The organism is Gallionella capsiferriformans ES-2 (assembly GCF_000145255.1).
Classification (GTDB): domain Bacteria; phylum Pseudomonadota; class Gammaproteobacteria; order Burkholderiales; family Gallionellaceae; genus Gallionella; species Gallionella capsiferriformans.
Genome location: NC_014394.1, coordinates 1364439 through 1386569, shown reverse-complemented (window position 1 = coordinate 1386569; position 22131 = coordinate 1364439). Strand labels below are relative to the sequence as shown.

The 22131-nt window shown below is 49.8% G+C and carries 20 protein-coding genes; all 20 read right to left on the bottom strand.

Annotated elements, in window-relative coordinates; all coding sequences use genetic code 11:
* Positions 1-3: 3 nt before the first annotated feature.
* On the bottom strand, positions 4-1167 hold the full coding sequence (locus GALF_RS06415; protein ID WP_013293246.1) for a glycosyltransferase family 4 protein: 1164 nt from the start codon (positions 1165-1167) through the stop codon (positions 4-6).
* Positions 1164-2123 carry a GDP-mannose 4,6-dehydratase gene (locus GALF_RS06410; protein ID WP_013293245.1) on the bottom strand — a complete coding sequence of 320 codons (960 nt, stop codon included), beginning with the start codon at positions 2121-2123 and terminating at the stop codon, positions 1164-1166. Before GALF_RS06410 ends, GALF_RS06415 begins: the two co-directional genes overlap by 4 nt.
* A gap of 96 nt (positions 2124-2219) precedes the next feature.
* Positions 2220-3194 carry an FkbM family methyltransferase gene (locus GALF_RS06405; protein ID WP_013293244.1) on the bottom strand — a complete coding sequence of 325 codons (975 nt, stop codon included), beginning with the start codon at positions 3192-3194 and terminating at the stop codon, positions 2220-2222.
* A 41-nt stretch (positions 3195-3235) separates the two neighbouring features.
* Positions 3236-4189, bottom strand: coding sequence for a hypothetical protein (locus GALF_RS06400; protein WP_013293243.1), 954 nt, complete (start codon positions 4187-4189; stop codon positions 3236-3238).
* A gap of 55 nt (positions 4190-4244) precedes the next feature.
* Positions 4245-5555, bottom strand: coding sequence for an oligosaccharide flippase family protein (locus tag GALF_RS06395; protein ID WP_013293242.1), 1311 nt, complete (start codon positions 5553-5555; stop codon positions 4245-4247).
* Positions 5555-6682, bottom strand: coding sequence for a GDP-L-fucose synthase family protein (locus GALF_RS06390; RefSeq protein WP_223293738.1), 1128 nt, complete (start codon positions 6680-6682; stop codon positions 5555-5557). The genes GALF_RS06395 and GALF_RS06390 overlap by 1 nt, the downstream gene beginning before the upstream one ends.
* A 115-nt stretch (positions 6683-6797) precedes the next feature.
* Positions 6798-7178 carry a four helix bundle protein gene (locus tag GALF_RS06385; RefSeq protein WP_013293240.1) on the bottom strand — a complete coding sequence of 127 codons (381 nt, stop codon included), beginning with the start codon at positions 7176-7178 and terminating at the stop codon, positions 6798-6800.
* A gap of 85 nt (positions 7179-7263) precedes the next feature.
* A complete protein-coding gene (gene gmd, locus GALF_RS06380; protein ID WP_013293239.1) occupies positions 7264-8427 on the bottom strand; it encodes a GDP-mannose 4,6-dehydratase in 1164 nt (387 codons plus the stop codon).
* 55 nt (positions 8428-8482) lie between these two features.
* Positions 8483-8899, bottom strand: coding sequence for a type VII toxin-antitoxin system HepT family RNase toxin (gene hepT, locus GALF_RS06375; RefSeq protein WP_013293238.1), 417 nt, complete (start codon positions 8897-8899; stop codon positions 8483-8485).
* Positions 8884-9297, bottom strand: coding sequence for a type VII toxin-antitoxin system MntA family adenylyltransferase antitoxin (mntA, locus tag GALF_RS06370; RefSeq protein ID WP_013293237.1), 414 nt, complete (start codon positions 9295-9297; stop codon positions 8884-8886). The genes hepT and mntA overlap by 16 nt, the downstream gene beginning before the upstream one ends.
* Before the next feature lie 127 nt (positions 9298-9424).
* Positions 9425-10879, bottom strand: coding sequence for a mannose-1-phosphate guanylyltransferase/mannose-6-phosphate isomerase (locus tag GALF_RS06365; RefSeq protein WP_013293236.1), 1455 nt, complete (start codon positions 10877-10879; stop codon positions 9425-9427).
* Positions 10880-11018: 139 nt separating this feature from the next.
* Complete coding sequence (locus tag GALF_RS06360) at positions 11019-11285, bottom strand: DUF2442 domain-containing protein (protein ID WP_013293235.1); 267 nt, start codon at positions 11283-11285, stop codon at positions 11019-11021.
* Between the two features lie 9 nt (positions 11286-11294).
* Positions 11295-11612, bottom strand: a complete 318-nt coding sequence (locus tag GALF_RS06355; RefSeq protein ID WP_223293748.1) for a DUF4160 domain-containing protein — start codon at positions 11610-11612, stop codon at positions 11295-11297.
* Positions 11613-11936: 324 nt separating this feature from the next.
* Positions 11937-12962 carry a GNVR domain-containing protein gene (locus GALF_RS06350; RefSeq protein ID WP_190274101.1) on the bottom strand — a complete coding sequence of 342 codons (1026 nt, stop codon included), beginning with the start codon at positions 12960-12962 and terminating at the stop codon, positions 11937-11939.
* 5 nt (positions 12963-12967) lie between these two features.
* Positions 12968-15274, bottom strand: coding sequence for an SLBB domain-containing protein (locus GALF_RS06345; RefSeq protein WP_013293233.1), 2307 nt, complete (start codon positions 15272-15274; stop codon positions 12968-12970).
* A gap of 292 nt (positions 15275-15566) precedes the next feature.
* A complete protein-coding gene (pnp, locus tag GALF_RS06340; RefSeq protein WP_013293232.1) occupies positions 15567-17672 on the bottom strand; it encodes a polyribonucleotide nucleotidyltransferase in 2106 nt (701 codons plus the stop codon).
* A gap of 96 nt (positions 17673-17768) precedes the next feature.
* Positions 17769-18038 (bottom strand): 30S ribosomal protein S15, encoded by a 270-nt coding sequence (gene rpsO / locus GALF_RS06335; RefSeq protein ID WP_013293231.1) that lies wholly within the window; start codon positions 18036-18038, stop codon positions 17769-17771.
* 48 nt (positions 18039-18086) lie between these two features.
* Entirely contained in the window at positions 18087-19046 is a 960-nt protein-coding gene (gene truB / locus GALF_RS06330) for a tRNA pseudouridine(55) synthase TruB (RefSeq protein WP_013293230.1), read from the bottom strand.
* A complete protein-coding gene (rbfA, locus tag GALF_RS06325; RefSeq protein WP_013293229.1) occupies positions 19030-19395 on the bottom strand; it encodes a 30S ribosome-binding factor RbfA in 366 nt (121 codons plus the stop codon). The genes truB and rbfA overlap by 17 nt, the downstream gene beginning before the upstream one ends.
* Positions 19395-22049, bottom strand: a complete 2655-nt coding sequence (gene infB, locus GALF_RS06320) for a translation initiation factor IF-2 (protein WP_013293228.1) — start codon at positions 22047-22049, stop codon at positions 19395-19397. The genes rbfA and infB overlap by 1 nt, the downstream gene beginning before the upstream one ends.
* Positions 22050-22131: the final 82 nt, after the last annotated feature.

Below are 22131 nucleotides of genomic sequence, written 5' to 3'. Positions count from 1 at the left end.
GCTTTAATAACCTTTATTTGTAGCTAACTTCGATTGTAGAGGCGCATCAACTTTTCCCCTTTCAAACAAATCTTGGTATATACCCAATGTTTCCTGTGCGCATTTATCCCAAGAAAAAAAAGCCAGTCTCTCAGTACCTAGAGTCCTTAAGCACTCAACTCGACTTTCAGAATATACCACCGACTCGATGGCACGCCGCATGTCACTTTCATCGGATGGATCAAAAAACTCTGCGGCTTCACCAACAACCTCTGGTACGGAACTGACATTACTACAAGCCACTGGACAACCGAAGTTCATCGCTTCTAAGGGAGGGATACCGAAACCTTCATACATAGATGGATAGACAAAAATTGCCGCGCCTTTGTAGTACGCGCAAAGTTCCGCGTCATTACCTCCGACCTGATGTACATTGTTCTGTATACCCAACTTATCGAGCATTTGACGCTCACTTAAGGTAAATCCGCCCCCGCCAAAAGCCACAATATCAAAATCACTCATCAATTGCGCAGAGGTTGAATAGGCACGGCAAAAACCCATAAAATTTTTATAGTCCGGTTGGCGCATTCCAACATACAGCAAATACGGCTTACCAGACGCTAACCTGGCAACACGAATTCCAGAATCCGCACTCAAGCTATAGCCTAGATGCACTACGCTGGTTTTGTGCTCATCAACACCAAATATCCGTATCAAATCACGGCGCGTAGATTCCGAAATGCAAATAATGTGATCAGCCCGCGCTACCGCGGCACGTTTTATACTTGCGGCCTCGGATATTCCGATAAATTGCTCAGGGTACAGTTCGCTGATCATGTCATAAACTGTCAACACACGACAATTAGCACTTCCATAAGCCGTTTTTGAAAAATATGTTTCGTGAATAATATCAAAACGTTCTCCCACCCAATACGCGGGTAGCAGTAATTGATTGACAGTATTCACTGTCCGCCTAAATCCACGAAAGGCCCACGGAAACAATTTGCCATGAACAAAGGCGCTATTGCTCTTTGCAGATAGATATTGGTTTACATACAAAGGAGCTATAACCGAAACTTCACATTCTTTATGGTTATCCAGACGGCTAGCCAATTCGAAAAAATAACGAGAAATACCGCCATACTGTTGCGTGGCAAATATTTGATGGTCGTAAGCAAGTCGAATCATCTTAATCTATTCATTTCTGACACAATCATTTTTTGAATCAGACCGGTCATATCCGTCTCCGCTTTCCAGCCAAGCTGTTTAATTGCCTTGCTAACATCTCCTCGTCCCTCTTGAATATCAGTTGGTCGCAATAATGTTTGATCTATATCAGTATGCCGCAACCAATCCAACCCCAAAACGCCAAACGCAGTTTCAGCAAATTCAGCCAAAGAATGACTGACACCTGTAGCAATCACATAATCATCCGCATAATCGGACTGAAGCATCCGCCACATGGCATCAACATATTCCGGGGCCCAACCCCAATCGCGCTTGATAGCAGTATTGCCTAATCGCAACCACTCATTGCTTCCGTTGGCGATTCTGCAGGCTGACGCAATGATTTTTCGGGTGACGAACCGCTCCGGCCGCAACGGTGATTCATGATTAAACAAAATCCCCGTGCAAGCAAATAACTTATAGGCCTCACGATAGTTGGCGACTTGCCAGAATGCCGCCGACTTAGCGACTGCATAAGGACTGCGGGGACAAAAAGGAGTTAGCTCATTCGCAGCTAGTCCACCAGTGTCACCGAAACATTCGCTGGAACCCGCGTTATAAAAACGGATGGGTGCTTCCACAAAGCGGATAGCCTCCAGCAAATTGATTGTGCCAATGGCAATGCTTTCAAGTGTTTCAACCGGCTGATCAAACGACAAACCAACAGAACTCTGCCCTGCCAGATTGTAAATTTCGTCGGGAGCAATACGCTTGATCACCTGCAAAACACTGCGAAAATCATTCAGTGCCATTGATTCAAGGTGAACCTTGTCGCGAATCCCTAACCCCACCAATCCTGCAAAACTACCAACTTGTGCATCGCGTGACGTACCGACGACTTCATAGCCTTTTTGAAGCAGAAGCTGCGCAAGATAGGAACCGTCTTGACCGGAAATACCGCAGATGAGGGCTTTCATATAACTCGTACGTTGCAATAGGGCAAAGAAGAACAAAATGATTTAAAATTAAATGTGAAGTGCAATGCGTATGCCCCAGTTAATTTTTTTTCCATATCAAGCAGCTTGACTTAGCCTATCGTCCTTAAGAGCAGTTACAAAATATTCAACTTCCGACTCATAAAAATCAGCGACAAAGCTATCTCGCATTAGCAGAAAATCGTAGTAATAAGCCTTTTTGGTTAGCATGTAAAATAGCAGTTGTTTGATAATGGTTACGTCACTGGTCTGAAAAAGACCTATTAGACTTCCAAAATTATCATAAACAAATATTTTGCTGTATCCAACTTCTCGTAAATATGACAAAGTACTCAAACAGTCTTTAATAAAATTAGGATTTGAAAATGAATCAACTTCAAAATAAAGAAAAGGTAATGATTTTTTTATAAATCCTTTAGCGCCTGCAATAACTTCAAAATCATGCCCATCCGTATCTGTTTTTAGCAAATTAAAATCACCATGCGCAATGAACTGTTGGACTATTGAATCAATTGTCTTCTTCTCGAATATGTCTTGATCCTTTGAATCAACATGTTCTAGGGTTAAATTTGCTGTGCCATTCAATTCATTAATACTAGCCTTGGTTGCTCCATCTGTAGATGAGCAAATATACGGAAGAATGATGACACTTTTATCCCCCTTCCAATTTATACCCAAATATCTCCTGAACCTTGGGTTAGGTTCAACAGCCAAAAACGTATCTTCACTTGCATTTCTTTCAACACCAACAGACTCTTTAAAAGCAGCGATAGTATCTCCAACATTCGCGCCTACATCAATACACTTGATTGTTCCTAACTTGCACCGGATAAATTTGGATAAACGAGCTGGTAGTCGGTCATAAAACGGAAGATCATTTAAGTACATTGGCAAAGCATGAGACAACGGCATTCCCAATTCACGTCCATGCACCTGCATTACACATGGTGTATCTTCTTTCAAATTGATAACAATGCGTCGAACTATTCCCCATATTTTTTTTGTCAGGCGATTACCACCTAAAACTTGCCGATAAATAAAACTTGAAATCAAAATTGCTCTCCTAATAACCAAATTTGTTTAAATAAGTCAGGCTATATGCGCCCCCTCCACTCGGGAGAATACAGCTCACCACAATTTGCTAATGCCATGGTTTCCTTTCTTTCAATATTAAAAACCGGCAAGTGGCCTATAGACTCCGCACGCATTGAACCGCTAACTAATGTCAAGTTACCGTCTTGGTCGCGCGCTGAGCGAAAGCATGATGAATAAATTTTCACGTTATCTATTGCTTCCAGCACCACCCCCGCATAATCATCACGAACAAAAAAAGCATTGCAGCCATTCGAATTTGTTCCGACGAGTTGATAACCCTTTCTTTTACCGAGCTCAATGACAGCTTGAATGGAGGCTCCAAAATACAAATTGGTATAGTGTGCTTGTGTTACATAAAAGGCCGGATCGTATGGAATAGTAAGGGCGTTTAGATCACCGAACACAGCGTTGTATTCACAAACGACAATTGCCGGACTAACAGTATTTATCGCATCCCACACCCAATAATCGTTACCATCAATATCAACACTAAGAATACCAATCTCACCGTGCAAGCCAGTGGATGTGATTAAACTGTTAATATTATCCCGGTCAATAAAGGCACAAATAGATTGCAAGTCAAACCGCCATGAAACATCTTGCTTGCGAATGTCCTGAATATTATTTTCCGAGCCATCAATCACCACCCCTCGCCAATTTCTTAACCAAAGCAACAATCGCGTATTTGATTCTCGATAATTTTCAACTCCAAATTCAATGAATGAAGGTGAAATATTGGGAATTTTTCCAACCAGCCAATTCAAGATTCCATCCTCACCCCACTGAGAAAATCCTCGAAACTCTACTTCTGACAAATTTTTAATTCTCTTTAGCTCTTTGTTTGCACGAACATGGAGAAGACTTTGAGCAATAATCACTTTGTCGAGATTTACTTGGCTAGCAACTCTCAATGCAATTTTATCTACATATTTTTCTAACATTTTATTACCCATTGCCATCCTCATACTTTCAATGAACACTCAGTAAAAATCAACAAAATTCAGATAGTCAACGCATGACTTTTCGTAGGTATAGCCAGTATATGGGCACCACGCAAAAAACGTACGATATTAACGTCCCATAGACTGCGCCCTCTGCTCCCACATGCGGGATTAACCAAATTGTAAGTACAATATTGACAACCCCTGAAAGAAATGCAGCAATTATTTGAGGTGTCATTATCTGTAGTGCATTAACGACTACGGCGGCAGCACTTCCTAAAGACAAAGCAACCATCCAACACCCACAACCAATTAGCAAACCAGTTGATGGAACCACGCCATGGTTTACCCACAAGGCGATAATCTGACTACCGAATAGTACCAACAAAATGGCACTAGGGAGGCTGATCAATAGAGCTGCGCGCATAGATTTAATAAATATTTGTTTTACCCATTGCATGTCACCACTGCCAACGGCTTCACGATAAGCCGGCCAAAGCGGCGTTAGCATCAATCCGAACAGCATGGGGGGTATTAGAAATAATTTCATGCAAATTGAATAATCGGCTACGGCTGCCGGACCCAGCATGTTAGCAATGATAACGTTATCAGCTTGCCCCTGTAAGACACCGGCTATCTGCAGCACAAAGAACATCCCTCCCACGGCAAAGAGATTTTTTGCGATTACACGATCAAACCTGCCCAGCTGCGGGCGCAAATCTCTCCTGCGGATAAAATAATAGTGAATATTGCTGGTCATATACGCCAGCAAAGGGCCTACTAAAAAGGCAATGACAAATCCCAGCAAGCTGGCACTATTTTGAATAGCCACATAAACAAAGATCAGCGATAGTATTGATGCCAACGCAGCCCAAAAATTATCCAGACTCCCTTCTTGCAATCCTCTTTGTATTTTTCCGACCAAAGTGGTAAATATGCTGACAAAGAAGAAAATACCTACAATGATTACAACCGCATTCAGTTCTGTTAAAGGTGACGAATCAGGCACGCCAAGCAACCAGCCCCAAGACACAAAAGGGAATGCAGCGAGAAATAAAAGACAACCAATCAATGCCAACGCTGCCAAGCTAAAAAAAGCAGTGGAAATAATTTTGACGAGATTATTATCATTTGCACCAGCGGAATGAGCAATCAAATTGATGACAGCATTGCCGGCGCCACCATCCATAAAGCTCAGCATCGCCACCATTGATGAAACAGTCACCCACAAGCCATATTGCTCTTTACCCAGGTAGTAGACAGACAACGGCACCATTACCAACGACACAGATACCGTGATGATTTTCGCAGCAAGTCCTGACCATGCTGTTTTAATGATTTTTTGATTACGTTCTTGGGCGCGGATTTGCGATGTCATCAAACTCTGCTCAGCATATCTTCGTAGGCCAACGCGATGCCAGCTTCTAAAGCTATCTCCGGCTTCCATCCCAAGTTGCGCATTTTTGAAACATCCATGATCTTGCGCATTGTACCATCCGGCTTACTGGTGTCTTGCACAAATCCCCCCTGGTAGCCCACAACTTCGGAGACAGTTTCAGCTAGCTCCCGGATGTTCAAATCCTCCCCTGAGCCTACGTTAATCAACGGGCATTGTGCAGAATCGACAAGAATGTTGTAGCACTCATCTTCAAGAGTAGCCAAAAATACCAACGCATTCGCCAAATCATCCACATACAGAAATTCGCGGCGCGGCGTGCCAGAACCCCACAGAACAACTGGTGAGTGGTGAGTGGTGAGACCGCAAGGGTCTTCGCCTAAAAACATAGTCGCTCTTTGCGCTCCTTGTTTTGAGCGAAGTGGTGAGTTTTCAGCAGAAGCTATGAGAGATGCTTTTAAGTCTGCGGGAATAGAGCCGTGAGCGGCTTCGTCGAGATTGATACCCTCAATATCCCCGGCATGGGCAAGTTTCGCCAGATGAAGTTTGCGGATCAGCGCGGGCAGGACGTGGGAGTTGTTCAGGTCGTAGTTGTCGCCCGGACCGTACAGATTGGTCGGCATCGCGGCCAGCCACTTCGTGCCGTACTGCCGGTTGTACGCCCAGCACATCTCGACGCCAGCGATCTTAGCCAGTGCGTAAGGTCGATTGGTCGCCTCCAAAGGTCCGGTCAGCAAATATTCTTCCTTGATCGGCTGCGGACAGTCACGCGGATAGATGCAGGAGCTGCCCAGAAAAATCAGGCGCGCCACACCGTTCGCATGTGCCGCACGGCAGATGTTCGCTTCGATCAGCAGATTGCTCATCAAAAAATCGACCGGATACACGTTGTTGGCATGAATCCCGCCGACCCGAGCTGCGGCTAAAAATACCAGTTCCGGCTGCTCCTGTTCGAAGAACTGCTGCGTTGCAGCCGCATCTTCCAGATCCAGCTCGGCGTGCGTGCGCGTCACCAGATTACGGTAACCCCGGCGCTGCAGCTCGCGCACGATCGCACTGCCGGCAAGGCCGCGGTGACCGGCGACGTATATCTTAGATTCAAGGTTCAAGATGCAAGGGGCAAGGGTCATAAGTTAAAAGTTAAAAGTTAAAAGTTAAAAGTTAAAAGTTAAAAGTTAAAAGTTAAAAGTTAAAAGTTAAAAGTTAAAAGTTAAAAGTTAAAAGTTAAAAGTTAAAAGTTAAAACATCACTTGCTTGCAATTCCATTTTTACCTTACGAATTAATCCGTACAGCATTTTCGAAATTTCTTCGCACTCAAGCAACCAAGCATCTCCGACCGCACGTTCGATATAGCCGACTTCTATGCCTATATAAATCTGAGTTCTTAGCTCACCAGCAGATCCCTTGGCGTAATTCAAAAAATTAGCCAGCTCCTTGCTTGAATTTCTCTCATAACCTTCCGCAATATTGGAGGGTATTGAAAGGCCTGCCCTAGTAATTTGATCGCGAAAGCCAAAATCCTTGAGCCCAGCAAGCTCTTTATACAGATTAGCACTCAAGCTCACCGCTCTTTGCCAAACAACAAGGTCTTCGAATCTGGACATATATCAACAGTTACAAGTCTAAAGTTGCAAGTTAAAAGTCGAAAGCTACACCTTGCGTCTTGCGTCTTGTGCCTTTTAACTGTTTTTAACGTTCCGTACTGACCGGCAAGCCGTAGCCGTGTTTTTTGAGCAAGGCATGACGGCGCGCATCTTCCAGATCATGGGCGGCCATTTCAGCGCACATTTGCTGCACGGTGATTTCCGGCACCCAGCCCAGCTTTTCTTTCGCCTTGGTCGGATCGCCCAGCAGGGTTTCTACTTCGGCAGGGCGGAAGTAATGCGGATCGATGCGCATAATCACGTCGCCCGCCTTTAACGCCGGCGCTTTATCGCCTTCTATCGCGACCACCGTCGCCATCTCCTCGACACCTGTGCCGGTAAATGCGAGGGTAAGGCCCAACTCCGTGGCCGACCAGGTAATAAACTGGCGCACCGAATACTGCACGCCGGTCGCGATCACGAAGTCTTCCGGCGTCTCCTGCTGCAACATCATCCACTGCATGCGCACGTAATCCTTGGCGTGCCCCCAGTCGCGCAAGGAATCGATATTGCCCATGTAAAGGCAAGATTCCAGCCCCTGCGCAATATTCGCCAGACCGCGCGTGATTTTTCGCGTCACAAACGTTTCGCCACGGCGCGGCGATTCGTGGTTAAACAGAATGCCGTTACAGGCGTACATGCCATACGCTTCGCGGTAGTTCACCGTGATCCAGTAAGCATACAATTTCGCCACCGCATACGGGCTGCGCGGGTAAAACGGCGTGGTTTCCTTTTGCGGGATTTCCTGCACCAAACCGTACAATTCGGAGGTGGACGCCTGATAAAAACGCGTCTTCTTCTCCAGACCCAGCAGGCGGATCGCTTCCAGTATGCGCAAGGTGCCCATGCCATCGACATCGGCCGTGTATTCGGGAGACTCGAAACTCACCGCCACATGGGATTGCGCGCCCAGATTGTAAACCTCATCGGGCTGCACTTCCTGCAGGATGCGGGTGAGATTAGAGCTGTCGGAAAGATCCCCGTAATGCAATTTGAAGCGGGCGTTTTCGATATGAGGATCTTCGTAAATATGATCGACGCGCTGGGTGTTGAACGACGAGGCACGGCGCTTGATCCCGTGAACCTCGTAGCCTTTTTCAAGGAGAAATTCAGCCAGATACGATCCGTCCTGACCGGTAACCCCGGTAATCAATGCAACCTTAGCTGAAGCAGGACTGAGGGCTGAGGTATTGGAAGTGTGTGAGGTCATTTTTAGTCTTTTATAGTTCAAGTTACAGGTAACAGGTAACAAACAGGTACAAGCTTTATTTTTCAAGTTCTACGGCGACCACCTTGGCGAACTCTGAAAAATCCGCAAGGTGGAATTTCACAATACTATACACAATCTCCCAGTTGATGCTTTCATAGTTGTGCACCGCAATATTGCGAAAACCTACAGCCTTTCTAAGCCTACTTGCCAACGCGTTATTCAACACACCCGCTTGCGCCAACAAATCAAAAGTCTGCCCCATGGTATCGGGTGGAGGCACCTCCATACCAGCAATCAGATGCGCACCAATATCAACCGATATTTGCACCGCACGACTGAGGTTAAGCGAGATGATATCTTGAAGGTCAATGTCCGCCACTAAAGCGGCGGCATCGACCGGGCATTTTGAATGCATGCGCCGCAAGCAATGACGCAACGATTCCAGTTTTTGCTCGACTACTTCCCTATCCATGCCTTACGCCTTTCCGCAAGCAGCCTGGTCCGATACGGCATGAAGTCTGCCTGCTCAAACAAATGACGGCTAATCAGCTCACCATACAAAGTGTCGCTACCCAACACTCTTCTGCCATGACGCACTATTTGCCCCAGCAAAGGTTCTGATACGCCGTTCAAATCGATCAAATCGACGGGCCGTCCGGCAAGTTCAGCAAATGCGCCGATCAGCGCCATTTTTTCATGGGCAGCCAGCGCCTTTTTAGCGTAAACCGCTATATCCAAATCACTATCTGCACGCTGACGACCCGAAGCAACTGAACCAAACAACACCGCCAAAACGATATCAGGAAAGTACGCCAACACCTCCCTAAGCTGGGTATCAATAGTCGCCTGAAGTTGAATTACTGCTGCCATTACTTATCCCTGTCCAAATAACACATAAAGCATTACGAATTGAAATCAGCGCGCTACATTCAAGGGTACAAGAAATACCGAGAAGCCGATTATTTTACTTGAATAACAACCGTACTTCGTAAAGCTGCTATTTTTGCGTCCTGCCGTATATGTCTTCAAATCTGACAATGTCGTCCTCGCCGAGGTATTCGCCGCTCTGCACTTCGATCATCACTAATGTAAGGAGTCCGGGATTTTCCAGGCGGTGTTTGTGCCCTGCGGGGATGTAGGTCGATTCGTTGGTATTGACAAATAACTCATGCTCACCATTGACGACGCGCGCCATGCCGCTGACGACGATCCAGTGTTCACTGCGGTGATGGTGCATCTGCAAGCTGAGACTGGCTCCAGGTTTGACTTCGATGCGTTTGATCTTGAAGTGGGTCCCGCTTTCCAGCACAGTGTAAGTACCCCACGGGCGATGTACGGTGCTATGCAGACGATGTGCTTCGTGGCCATCGGCTTTGAGGCGGCTGTAGAGGTATTTGACGTCCTGGGCGCGGCTGCGGTCGGCGATCAACACCGCATCGGGGGTATCGATGATCACCAAGTCTTTGACGCCTACAGCACCGACGATGCGTTGCTTGCTCTGAATGTAGCAGTTACTGACATCATGCAAGATGACTTCGCCTTCGATACGGTTGCCTTGTGCATCCGGTGCGGCTAGGTCTCCCAGCGCAGTCCATGAACCGATGTCGCTCCAGCCTATGCAGCATGGCACGACAGCAACGTTACTGGACTTTTCCATGACAGCGTAGTCGATGGAGTCGTCCGGCACTAGCTCGAAAGTTGCGGCATCAAGATCGAGCTGACTAAACCCTTTACCTTCTGCGATGCGTGATTGCGCTATGCATGCTCGCGTTGCCTCTAGGATGGATGGGCAGTGCTGTTCCATTTCGCGCAGCATACTGCCGGCCTGAAAGCAGAACATGCCGGAATTCCATAAATACCGCCCTGACGCGAGGTATTCCTCAGCCTTTTCAAGGGTCGGCTTTTCAACAAACCGCAGAACAGGATACCCCCCCGTTTTCGTGAGATGGGAATCAATATCGGCTTCAATGTAGCCGTAGCCCGTTTCAGGCGCATCAGGTTTGATGCCGAAAGTCACCAGTTTCCCTTGCAAAGCCAGTTGAGTTGCCTGCTTCACAGCATGAGCGAAAGCAGGCTGATCGGCGATAAGATGGTCGGCAGCCAGCACCAGCATGCAGGCATCTTCGCCATAGCTTTCGGCGACGTGCAGTGCTGCGGCCGCGATGGCCGGAGCGGTATTGCGGCCAAACGGCTCAAGAATGAAATGATTGGTTCGATTTCCGGAAATAACGGACACTGCACGATATTCGTCTTCAGTTTTGAAGAGCAGTTCGCGGTTGGTGACGGTGAGCATCTCGGCAACATCCGGCAAAATTGCCCCGCGCAGCCACGCTTTTTGCAGCAGGCTTTGCCCGTCAGCGAGGCGAATGAACGGTTTGGGATGCAATTCACGAGAAACCGGCCAGAGCCGGGAACCTGCTCCGCCGCACAAAATAGTTGGAATCAATTTCATAAACTGCTAACTCATTCAGGCCGTAATGATTAATTCGGCGCGCAGTATACAAGGGGCAAGGGGCAAGGGGCAAGGCCGCAGGGGTCTTCCCCGCACAACTAAGGGACTAGGCCCAAGTTGTTGCGTGAAGGGGCAAGGTTCAAGGCGCTTGCTCAGTAAATTCATTTGAGACTTCTTCCCCTGCAAGATAAAGAGTGTCGGGAGACATATCGATTTCATCAGACCATGCAACCGTGCCGTTCGATACATGAGCAAGACCGAATTTGCCTGGCTGCGTCAAGCCTTGATAGGCAGGATAATGAAGATAAGGCAACATTGAGAAGCGGCGCTTGCCACCATCTGCAAAGGAAACCAGCAATTCGTAGCTTGCCAAGGTTTGAACATGAGTTACATCGGGTGTCATCATGAGGACACCTCAACGAAGTGGTTCGATTTTGTAGGGCGACTCACCGGATGAAGCAAGTTCCCAGTCGGCCATGAGTTCATCTGCATGCAAAACAATCCAAGCTTGGACAAGCTTCATCTGTTTGCTCGGCAGCGACCCTTCCAGAATTTCCCCGGACGGTATCTCGATTGAAACATTGAATTCCGTATAACGAACATGGATATGCGGTGAATGATGTTTTTTGTGTCGAGCAAATACATCGACACCAGAATCCCGTAAAACATACTTATGGTCGGCATAACTTGATCCAATAATTAACTTGCTGCATTTTACCCCAAGTGATTGCATTAACTGCAATTGCTTGACCTTGACCAAAAAAGCAGTACGAATTATCCATAGGCATGGAGATTGACCTCCTCAATGGGTAAATTCACACACGTAGCTGCAAGGGGCACCCGCCATACTCCCGCTGCTGTGCATCGACCACGGCGCGGAAAATAGGCAGGCTATGCGGTTCCAATAGCTGAAACACCGGTGCAACGTGCAAGTTAAAAGCAGAAGCGACTCACAAAATTCAGGTGCAAGCCAGATTCAGCTACAAGACTAAATACTCAAGTAAAACACTGCGACTCCCAGTTGTCACCTTGCACCTTGCCTCTATTACCTTGTACCTTATTTACCCTGCCTGAAATAACGGCGCAGCATATTCATGCGTTCGTTCTGCTCAGGGTTTTGTCCGGAACGCTCGCCGGCTTCCCGAACAAACGCCCAGATAATGCCGATAAAGAACGCCAGGATCGTCGCCAACATCACGATCATTGCACGCTTGGGTTTTGATTTCTTCTCAGGAACCAAAGCCTTGTCCAGTACCTGAAGGGTCGGCAAATTTTTCGCAGCATCGATGGTCGCAGAAGTGACCTGCTGAGCCATCGCAGCCAGCAACATCTCGTTGTATTTTACATCGCGTGCGATACGCACATATTCCAGTTCAGCCTTCGGTATACCGCCCGACGCGCCGAGCGCAACTCCCGCACCACCGCCCAGCTGAAACACCCTGTTCTGATCCTGAAACACTTTCATCTCAAGCTCGGCACGACCCAGACCCGCGCGAACATCGGCCAGCTGCTTCTCATAAAACTGTTTCCGGCCCAGCGCCTCTCTGGCAGCTTGAGTGCGCACCAGGCTATCGAGCTCTTCAACATACGCATTAGCAATCGCGGCCGCAAGCTTAGGATCTTTATCCGAATACTCGACGGTGATGAAGCCATCCTTGCCTGCCGCAACCACAGTTGAACCTTCCAAGGCAGCGCGAACAGGTTCCATCGTTTTCGCTTGATACAACTCCATCAGCTTGAAGCGCTTTATCAGTGCGTCCTCAATCATATGACTTTTCAGCATGCCGGCATACAGATCACTGGGATTTTTGACGCCCAGCGCGCCGCCTGCCATGCCCGCCAGGCCGCCCAACTGTCCGAGCAATACGCTGGTCGACGAAGAGGGTTGTTGTGGTGGCATGAGGACCGTCTTTGCCGTGTAAATATTCGGCTGCATCAGCGCATAAATCACCGCAAGCACCGCCGCACCCAGCGTCAACTTGATAATAAAACGGTTGTGTTTAGCGATGACCAGCAACAAGTCCATCAGATTGATTTCATCGTCCTGCACCGCTTGTTGTACGGCTGTTTGATTAGCTTGCATGCTCATTACCACATCTTGGCGGCTTTGCCGCCGGCCACACCCAGAGCAAATTGATAGAAAATCTGCGTCCAGTCTCTGATTTCTTTGGTGAAGTTAAAGCGCTCCAGCTTTTCTCCCACGACTATCGTGTCGCCCGGCATCGCCTCGCGACCCGCGAAACCGCTGAATATCGAGCCGCCCTGACGCTTGCTCAGCACCGAACCGTCGGCACGAATCAGATAAATATCATCTTCGTCGCCGTCGCGCGTCGGACCGCCCGATTTGCCCAGATAATCGCCGACACTCTGCCCCTGCCTGTAGAGAAACGAATTCTGGTTATAAACCATGCCCATCACGCTGACGGTTGAACTGGGCGCAGGTACATAAAAACGGTCGCCGTCTTCCAGCGCGATGTCCGGCAAATCCTTGACCCGGGAACTTTGCTCCGGAATTTCCATCACGATACGCCCGGTCGCCTTGACTTGTCGCATCTTGGCAATCAACGCCTGCTGCGATAACACCTTCACCTTAGCAGCCTCAACATCCTGAGCGGAAAGCGCACCAGAAACCGTCTTGCCGGCACTGCGCTGAACATTTTCTTCCATGCGATCGACCATTTCATTCAAACGCTTTTGCTGCATCTGGCGTGTAGCCTCACGCGTGAATTCACTGCTGAACAGATCGGCCTGCGCTGACACGCCACCCTCACGAGCTATCAATTGCCGCAATGTCTCGCCCGGCTGCACCTGATAAATACCGGGATTAGCCAACTCACCTTCCAGCACCACGTATTTCGTGCGCTTGGCTGTCGGCACCTGAATGTCATCCTTGGAAAAAATGGTGATCACATCGCCTGCCTGCAACAACAGATCCTGCGCCGGATCATGGTCGATGACGGCCTTACCAAGATTGAACGGGATAAGACTGGTGGTTAAGTCTTTCGTATTAAGCCGCTCGATTACCGCGTAATCCCAGTTAACCTCGGCTAGACTGTGTTTAACCTCATTACGCAATTTGTCTGCACCGCCCGTCTCCGAACGCGAGGTCTTATTTTTCTTTTCCCAGTAATTCTCGACGATCAGCGCGACCTTGTCGGGAATTATGTCGCTGATGCGCACCCCCTCTTTCCACTGATGACGTCCGGGACTGGCGATATTGCCGCGCAAAGTGACCGCATTATCGAAGCGCGACGAAATTGTGTCCACCTTCACTAGGTCGCCGTCATGCATAGCCTTTGCAAGACCGGCCTTGTCCAGCATGAACTCATCCACTTTACGCATTTCATGATCAAAAATGCGTTCTACAGCAACCTTTTTCCCTGCTGCAACATTGGTCAAACCACCCGCGAGTTCGAGCAGATCAGACAGGGATTCACCGCCCTTCAGTTCAAAAATTGCAGGCGTATTTACGCTGCCGGATACGGCTGCCATCGCTCCGACGGGAGGAATATAGATCACGTCGCCGGGCAACAATTTCACATCTCTGGATTTATCGCCATTGAGCAGAAGATCATACAGATCAAAATCGGTAATCACTTTATTCCCGCGCTTGAGTTGTATGTGTCGCATCGAGCCTTTTGCCGACGGACCGCCGGAAGCAAACACCGCATTTATCAAGGTACTCAATGAACTGACTGTGTAGTTACCCGGGCGCGCTGCCTGACCGACCACAAGAATCTGAATGGAACGCAACTTACCCATCGAAACATCGATTTCGAAATTACTGAATTTACGACTGATCGCATCCCCTATATGCTCGGAGAGTTTCTGGTAACTCACCCCGGCAACGCTGATCGAACCTATTTTTGGCAAGTTGATCAGCCCGTTGCGATCGACCAGCAGGCTTTGATTCGCTTCTACCTGCCCCCATACACGAACGATCAGCTCATCCCCGGGCCCCACTACATAGTCGGGCGTAACCGGAACATTATCAACAGGAGCAAAGGTGGTTGGTGCATTCTGGAACAAACCGAACCCGTACATCGGCAAGTTATTACCTACCGATTGCGCAACGAAAGCCTGAAATTCGCTTTTGTATACGGCGGGGTCAATTTTCGCCAGTTGCTCCCGGGTATCAGACTGATACTGATTCTTCGCATTATTTGCAATTTCGCCAGCCTGCTTCGCGTTGCTTTCGGACGAATTGACAGCAGCATCCGCGCGACCGTCACTTGCAAGCACAGGCGACGGCATCATCGAACCTAACATACCGGAATAATCAGATGCCACACCTGCAGCCGCGCCGATGCCCAATCCTACCGACCAAACATTCGAAAGACTTAATGACAACAAGAGACCAAATGCAAAACGCAATCCATTTTTACTGATGAACATTAAGAACCCTGTCTGACTATGAAATATACAGGGAGAAGTTTATCACAAGCATGCCCCCTATCCACTCAAATTTATCTTTCCAAACCCTAAGTTTTCAATCTACACGATTGGACTGCCGCATGCCTTTTCCGTTACTCTGCTGAAAGAACTTGGCGCAAACTTAAATTGACTCGGGGTTGCACCCCACCACCAACAAAAATAGTAACCGCCCCCGGTACGGGCGCGAAGCGCACCCGCCTCCCTAAATAAAAAACCCGCCGAAGCGGGTTTTTTATTTACATCAAATGGCTAATTACTCGGCAATCGAAGCACCGTTGGCGACAGGCGCATCCAGCAACGCCTTCATCGACAACTTCATACGACCGCGGTCATCCATTTCAAGCAGTTTGACGCGCACGACCTGACCTTCTTTGAGGTAATCACCCACGCTGTTGACGCGTTCGTGTGCGATTTGCGAGATGTGCAACAGACCATCCTTGCCCGGCAGAATGTTGATCAATGCACCGAAATCCAGCAACTTGACCACAGGGCCTTCGTAGATTTTGCCCACTTCAACGTCCATGGCGATGTCTTCGATGCGCTTCTTGGCCAACTCACCGGCTTCTCCGTTGACGCTGGAGATGGTGATATTACCTGCATCGTCGATATCGATGGTTGTGCCGGTTTCTTCAGTCAGCGCACGGATAACCGCACCGCCCTTACCGATCACATCACGAATTTTTTCAGGATTGATCTTCATCTTGATCATACGCGGTGCGAATTCAGACAACTCACTGCGCACGCCCGACATCGATTCCTTCATGATGCCCAAAATGTGCAAACGACCTTCCTTAGCCTGACTCAATGCAGCCTGCATGATTTCACGGGTAATGCCGTTAATCTTGATGTCCATCTGCAACGCGGTGATGCCGTTCTCAGAACCTGCCACCTTGAAGTCCATATCGCCCAGATGATCTTCATCACCCAGAATATCGCTCAACACGGCAAAGCGGTTACCTTCTTTAATCAGACCCATCGCGATACCTGCAACATGGGCTTTCAGAGGAACACCTGCATCGAGCATCGACAAGCAACCACCGCAAACCGACGCCATAGAGCTTGAACCGTTAGATTCAGTGATCTCTGACACAATACGAACGGCATAGCCGAAGTCTTCTTCGCTAGGCAACACGGCAACCAGTGCGCGCTTGGCCAGACGGCCGTGACCGATTTCACGACGCTTAGGCGAACCTACGCGGCCTGTTTCGCCGGTTGCGAACGGAGGGAAGTTGTAATGCAACATAAAACGGTCGGTAAACTCGCCTTGCAGCGCATCAACCTTCTGCGCATCGCGCATACTGCCCAAGGTTGCCACGACAACAGCCTGAGTCTCACCGCGGGTAAACAAGGCTGAACCATGGGTACGAGCCAATACGCCATTGCGGATTGTGATCTGACGCACGGTGCGGGTATCGCGACCGTCGATGCGAGGCTCACCGGAGAGAATCTGACCGCGAACGATCTTAGCTTCTAACGCGCCGAATAATTCGTTGACTGCATTCTTTTCCAGATCAGGCGAAACGGACGCCAATACTTTGGAATGAATCGCTGAAATTGCATCGGTACGTTCCTGCTTGGAGCGAATTGCGTAAGCCGCTTGCAGCTCGGCTTCAGCCAGTTCCGCAATCTGAGCGATCAGTGCTTCGTTCTTGGCAGGAGGCGTCCAGTCCCACATCGGCTTGCCGACGGCTTCAGCCATTTCGTTAATCGCATTGATCACGATCTGGAACTGCTCGTGACCGAACATCACCGCACCCAACATCACTTCTTCGGACAATTGTTGCGCTTCAGACTCGACCATCAGCACGGCACGGTCAGTCCCTGCGACAACCAGATCCATCTGGGACGTGACAAGCTCGGTCTTAGTCGGATTCAGTAGATACTGACCGTTAGCATAACCCACACGGGCAGCCGCAATCGGGCCTTCGAACGGAATACCGGAAATTGCCAAGGCAGCAGAGGCACCGATCAGCGATGGAATATCCGAATCGATCTCGCTATCGGACGACATCACGGTCGCGATGATCTGCACTTCGTTATAAAAACTTTCAGGAAACAGTGGACGCAACGGACGATCGATCAGGCGCGAGGTCAGAATTTCCTTTTCGCTGGCACGGCCTTCGCGCTTGAAGAAACTGCCGGGAATTTTCCCTGCCGCATAAGTCTTTTCCTGATAATCGACGGTCAACGGGAAAAAGTCCTGTTCAGGCTTGGCGTCTTTGCGGCCAACCACGGTGACCAGCACCACGGTATCATCGAGACTTACCAGAACGGCACCACTTGCCTGACGGGCGATTTCGCCGGTCTCGATGGTCAGCTGATGTTTACCGAACGCGATTGTTTTTTTGAAATGACTCAAGATAGACCTCTTATGGCATGCATGGCGCGCCATCGCGCCACGTTAAAATAGACGGGACTAAACGACACGGGCCGCAATTGCGACCCGCTTGTAAAACTACTTACGAATTGCCAAACGCTTAATCAGAATTTGGTAGCTCGCCTCATTCTTGCTTCTCAGGTAGTCGAGCAGCTTACGACGACGGCTAACCAGACGCAGCAGACCGCGACGGGAATGGTGATCCTTGGCATGATCCTTGAAGTGATCAGTCAGGTAAGTGATACGTGCAGTGATCAGAGCCACTTGCACTTCCGGGGATCCGGTATCGGCCGTTGCACGTTGAAAGTCTGTAACGATTTGCGCTTTTTGCGCGGCGGTAATTGCCATTGGTTTTGCTCTCCTAAAAAAAGTGCTACATTGTACTCTTGAATGCGGTTACTGCTCAACCACTTCCGTCAATTCCGTGCGCGCAGCCAATTTAGCCACGCCGGAAATCAAACGCAAGGGTGCGATACGACGTCCTTGTTTGATGCCAACCCCTACAAATCCACCCGTCCCGTACAGACTGACATTGCCATCGGCAAGATCACAGTCCAGCCCCAAACGTTGTCCTTGAGCCATCCGCCTGATCTGCACATCATCCAAAACCAGCTGCGGCATATCCGGCATCAAGGATACCAGCGGCAACACACAAGCATCGCGCTCAGCCTCGCTCATTTCACTCAACTGCGCCAGCGTATAGCCGTTACCGAGCTTAAAATGCGCAATCGCTGTACGCCGCAAGCCGATCAGGTGTGCGCCACACCCCAGCGCCTCACCAATATCCTCGGCCAGCGTGCGAACGTAAGTCCCCTTGCTGCAACGAACGGAAATTTCCATCTCCAAATCATGTCTGCGATTCACGACCAGTTCATGAATGATCACCTCCCGCACCGCGCGTTCTATGGTAATCCCTTCGCGAATATATTCGTAGAGCGGACGTCCCTGATGCTTCAACGCACTGTGCATCGGCGGCAACTGATTAATGGGGCCGCGAAACTGTTCCAAGACAGCGGCAAGCTCCGCATCAGTAAAGCACACCGGACGCTCGGCGAGAATTTCACCTTCCGCATCCCCCGTCGTCGTCGTCTGCCCGAGACGCAACAGCGCCGTATAAGACTTATCCGCGTCCAGCAAACAGTTCGAATACTTAGTCGCCTCACCGAAGCAAACCGGCAACAGCCCTGTCGCTAAGGGATCGAGCGTACCGGTGTGCCCCGCCTTTTCGGCCTGAAACAAACGGCGTATCTTCTGCAACGCATCGTTGGAACTCAACTCCAGCGGCTTATCGAACAGCAAAACGCCATCGATGGCACGCCATTTATTCCGAAATTGCGGCTTACGTGTTGTCGTCAAGATTAAAATCGCTGGCAACGGCTTTGTCGATGAGTTGCGACAGATGACTGCCCCGCTCTACCGATGAATCAAACACAAAATGCAACTGAGGCATGATGCGCAGCTTGATGCTGCGCGCCAGGCGGCTGCGTAAGAAACCGGCCGCGCGATCTAAGCCTTCCTGCGCCTCTGCCTGCTTGCCATCTAAGCGCGTAAAGAAGATTTTGGCGTGAGAATAATCACCCGCCACCTCAACACCGGTAATCGTCACCAGTTTTACGCGTGGGTCGTTGATTTCAAGGCGCACCAGTTGCGCGATTTCCCGCTGCATCTGCTGCCCGACCCGGTCTGTTCTCGCAAAATTAGCCATTACAGAGTACGCGCGACCTCAACGATTTCATAGACTTCCAGCTTATCGCCCACTTCCAGATCGTTGAACCCCTTGATCGACAAACCGCATTCAAAGTTAGCACGCACTTCCTTCGCATCATCCTTAAAGCGCTTCAACGAATCGAGCTCACCTTCATGAATCATCTCATTGCCACGCATTACACGAACACGGCAACCGCGTTTCACAACACCTTCGAGGACCATACAACCGGCGATCGTACCGATCTTGGATACAACGAAGACCTGACGCACTTCGACCATACCCAATATGCTTTCGCGCTTCTCAGGAGCCAACATGCCGGACAGCGCTGTCTTGATGTCATCCGCCATTGCATAGATGATGCTGTAATTGCGGATCTGAACGCCACAGGATTCGGCAAGTTTTCTAGCCGGTGCATCGGTGCGGGTGTTAAAGCCGATCAAAATTGCCTTAGAGGCCAGCGCCAGATTAATATCTGACTCATTGATCGAACCCACACCGCTGTGGATCAGGTTAACCTTAACTTCATCCGTCGAGAGCTTTTGCAGCGTCTGCGCGATCGCTTCGGCAGAACCCTGCACGTCTGACTTCACAATCAAAGACAGGGTACGAACTTCACCTTCAGCCATCTGTTCAAACATATTTTCAAGCTTGGCTGCCTGTTGCTGCGCCAATTTCACGCCGCGATACTTGCCCTGACGGAACAAGGCGATTTCACGGGCACGCTTCTCATCAGTCAGCACCATCAACGACTCGCCAGCATCAGGCACTTCGGACAGCCCTTGAATTTCCACCGGAATCGAAGGACCTGCCTCAGCAATGCTCTTGCCGTTTTCATCCAGCATCGCACGTACACGACCGAAAACAGAACCGATCAACACCGCGTCACCGCGCTTCATCGTACCCGACTGGATCAGTACCGTTGCAACCGGACCCTTGCCCTTATCCAGACGCGCTTCAATGACCAACCCCTTGGCATTGCAATCGCGAGGCGCCTTCAATTCCATCAACTCAGCCTGCAACAGAATGGATTCGAGCAACTGATCGATACCCAGACCTGATTTGGAAGATACTTCGACAAACATTGTATCGCCGCCCCAGTCTTCCGGCACGACGCCTTCAGCGACCAGCTCTTGCTTGACGCGCTCAATATTCGCATCGGTCTTATCGACCTTGGTGATCGCAACCACAATCGGCACACTGCCGGCCTTAGCATGGGCGATCGCTTCTTTAGTTTGCGGCATCACGCCGTCATCTGCGGCGACAACCAGAATAACGATATCGGTCGCCTTGGCACCACGGGCACGCATCGCGGTAAACGCTTCGTGACCCGGCGTATCCAGGAAAGAGACCATACCGCGCGGCGTTTCAACGTGATATGCGCCGATATGCTGCGTAATCCCGCCCGCTTCACCCGACACCACACGGGTGCGGCGAATATAATCGAGCAAGGAGGTCTTACCGTGATCGACGTGACCCATGACGGTGACAACCGGCGCACGCGGCAGTGATTCAACATCGTGATGCACTTCGTCATCCATCAAATAGGCATCCGGATCATCGAGTTTGGCAGCCTTAGCCACATGACCCAATTCTTCAACGACGATCATCGCCGTTTCCTGATCCAACACCTGATTGATCGTCACCATCATGCCCATCTTCATCAGCACTTTGATCACTTCTACCGCTTTGACGGACAACTTCTGTGCCAACTCGGCCACAACAATCGTTTCAGGAACAGCCACTTCGCGCACAACCGCTTCGGTCGGCAACGTAAAGGCATGAGCCGCTTCATCGACCACCTGTTTACCATGACGGCCATGCTTAGGCGCACGAACCGGCATCGCCCATGACTTTTCTTTAGTCGTCGTTTTCGGCGGCACACGCGTTGTCGTCTTGGCAGGCACACGCTTACCCGGCTTATCTTCGCGAGCGGCAGGTGCCGCAGCAGCCACTTCAACCTTAGGCTTTCTGTCCGGCCTGATCACCTTATCGCCGGGGCGCATGGTTGGTTTATGCAACGTGCCCTGTGCGACTTCAGCCGCTTGAGGCTTGATGGGCTGAGACGCAACCGGCTCGATGTCAGCGACCACCGCTGCGGGCACTTCCGCTGCGACGTCTTCTTTAACCGGAGCTTGCAAGGCAGCCTTTACAACGGGCGCTTCGACTTGCGCCAGTTTTTCAGCGCGACGCTTATTGAACGCCTGGCGCGCAATTAATTCCGCCTCCTGCCGTGCGGCTAGCTCCGCCTGTAACTTCGCTTCCTGTTCACGCGAATCGAGTTCAGCCGTGCCGAGCACTTTAATTTGCTCCGCGCTGGTTAGCACCACAGGTGCGGCAGCTTGTACGGACTCAATAGACATGGGCGCCACGATGCGGCGCTTGCGCACTTCTACCTGGATCGTACGTGCGCGTCCGGACTTATCCGAACTCTGAATTTCTGTCGTCTCACGGCGAGTCAGCGTGATCTTTTTGGCAGCATTGTCCGCACCATGTGCGTGACGAAGATGTTCGAGCAATTTAGCCTTATCTTGTTCAGAAACCAAATCCGCCGCATCCGATTGCTTGCCGCCTGCGGCATGCAACTGTTCCAACAACAAAGCCACCGGCAGACCCAGCTCAACCGCAAATTGTGTTACGTCTAATTTTCCCATTACCATCCTTTAAACCAACGGGCATCTCTGCCCCGGTGATGCAAACAATCCGTACATTAACCAGCAAAGTTATGCAAAAAAC

Excerpts from the sequence above, each read along its gene's own strand:
- GALF_RS06415 (WP_013293246.1), bottom strand. The coding sequence starts at position 1,167 with ATGATTCGACTTGCTTACGACCATCAAATATTTGCCACGCAACAGTAT.
- GALF_RS06410 (WP_013293245.1), bottom strand. The coding sequence starts at position 2,123 with ATGAAAGCCCTCATCTGCGGTATTTCCGGTCAAGACGGTTCCTATCTT.
- GALF_RS06400 (WP_013293243.1), bottom strand. The coding sequence starts at position 4,189 with ATGGGTAATAAAATGTTAGAAAAATATGTAGATAAAATTGCATTGAGA.
- GALF_RS06395 (WP_013293242.1), bottom strand. The coding sequence starts at position 5,555 with ATGACATCGCAAATCCGCGCCCAAGAACGTAATCAAAAAATCATTAAA.
- GALF_RS06385 (WP_013293240.1), bottom strand. The coding sequence starts at position 7,178 with ATGTCCAGATTCGAAGACCTTGTTGTTTGGCAAAGAGCGGTGAGCTTG.
- gmd (WP_013293239.1), bottom strand. The coding sequence starts at position 8,427 with ATGACCTCACACACTTCCAATACCTCAGCCCTCAGTCCTGCTTCAGCT.
- hepT (WP_013293238.1), bottom strand. The coding sequence starts at position 8,899 with ATGGATAGGGAAGTAGTCGAGCAAAAACTGGAATCGTTGCGTCATTGC.
- mntA (WP_013293237.1), bottom strand. The coding sequence starts at position 9,297 with ATGGCAGCAGTAATTCAACTTCAGGCGACTATTGATACCCAGCTTAGG.
- GALF_RS06365 (WP_013293236.1), bottom strand. The coding sequence starts at position 10,879 with ATGAAATTGATTCCAACTATTTTGTGCGGCGGAGCAGGTTCCCGGCTC.
- GALF_RS06360 (WP_013293235.1), bottom strand. The coding sequence starts at position 11,285 with ATGATGACACCCGATGTAACTCATGTTCAAACCTTGGCAAGCTACGAA.
- GALF_RS06355 (WP_223293748.1), bottom strand. The coding sequence starts at position 11,612 with ATGCAATCACTTGGGGTAAAATGCAGCAAGTTAATTATTGGATCAAGT.
- GALF_RS06350 (WP_190274101.1), bottom strand. The coding sequence starts at position 12,962 with ATGCAAGCTAATCAAACAGCCGTACAACAAGCGGTGCAGGACGATGAA.
- GALF_RS06345 (WP_013293233.1), bottom strand. The coding sequence starts at position 15,274 with ATGTTCATCAGTAAAAATGGATTGCGTTTTGCATTTGGTCTCTTGTTG.
- rpsO (WP_013293231.1), bottom strand. The coding sequence starts at position 18,038 with ATGGCAATTACCGCCGCGCAAAAAGCGCAAATCGTTACAGACTTTCAA.
- rbfA (WP_013293229.1), bottom strand. The coding sequence starts at position 19,395 with ATGGCTAATTTTGCGAGAACAGACCGGGTCGGGCAGCAGATGCAGCGG.
- infB (WP_013293228.1), bottom strand. The coding sequence starts at position 22,049 with ATGGGAAAATTAGACGTAACACAATTTGCGGTTGAGCTGGGTCTGCCG.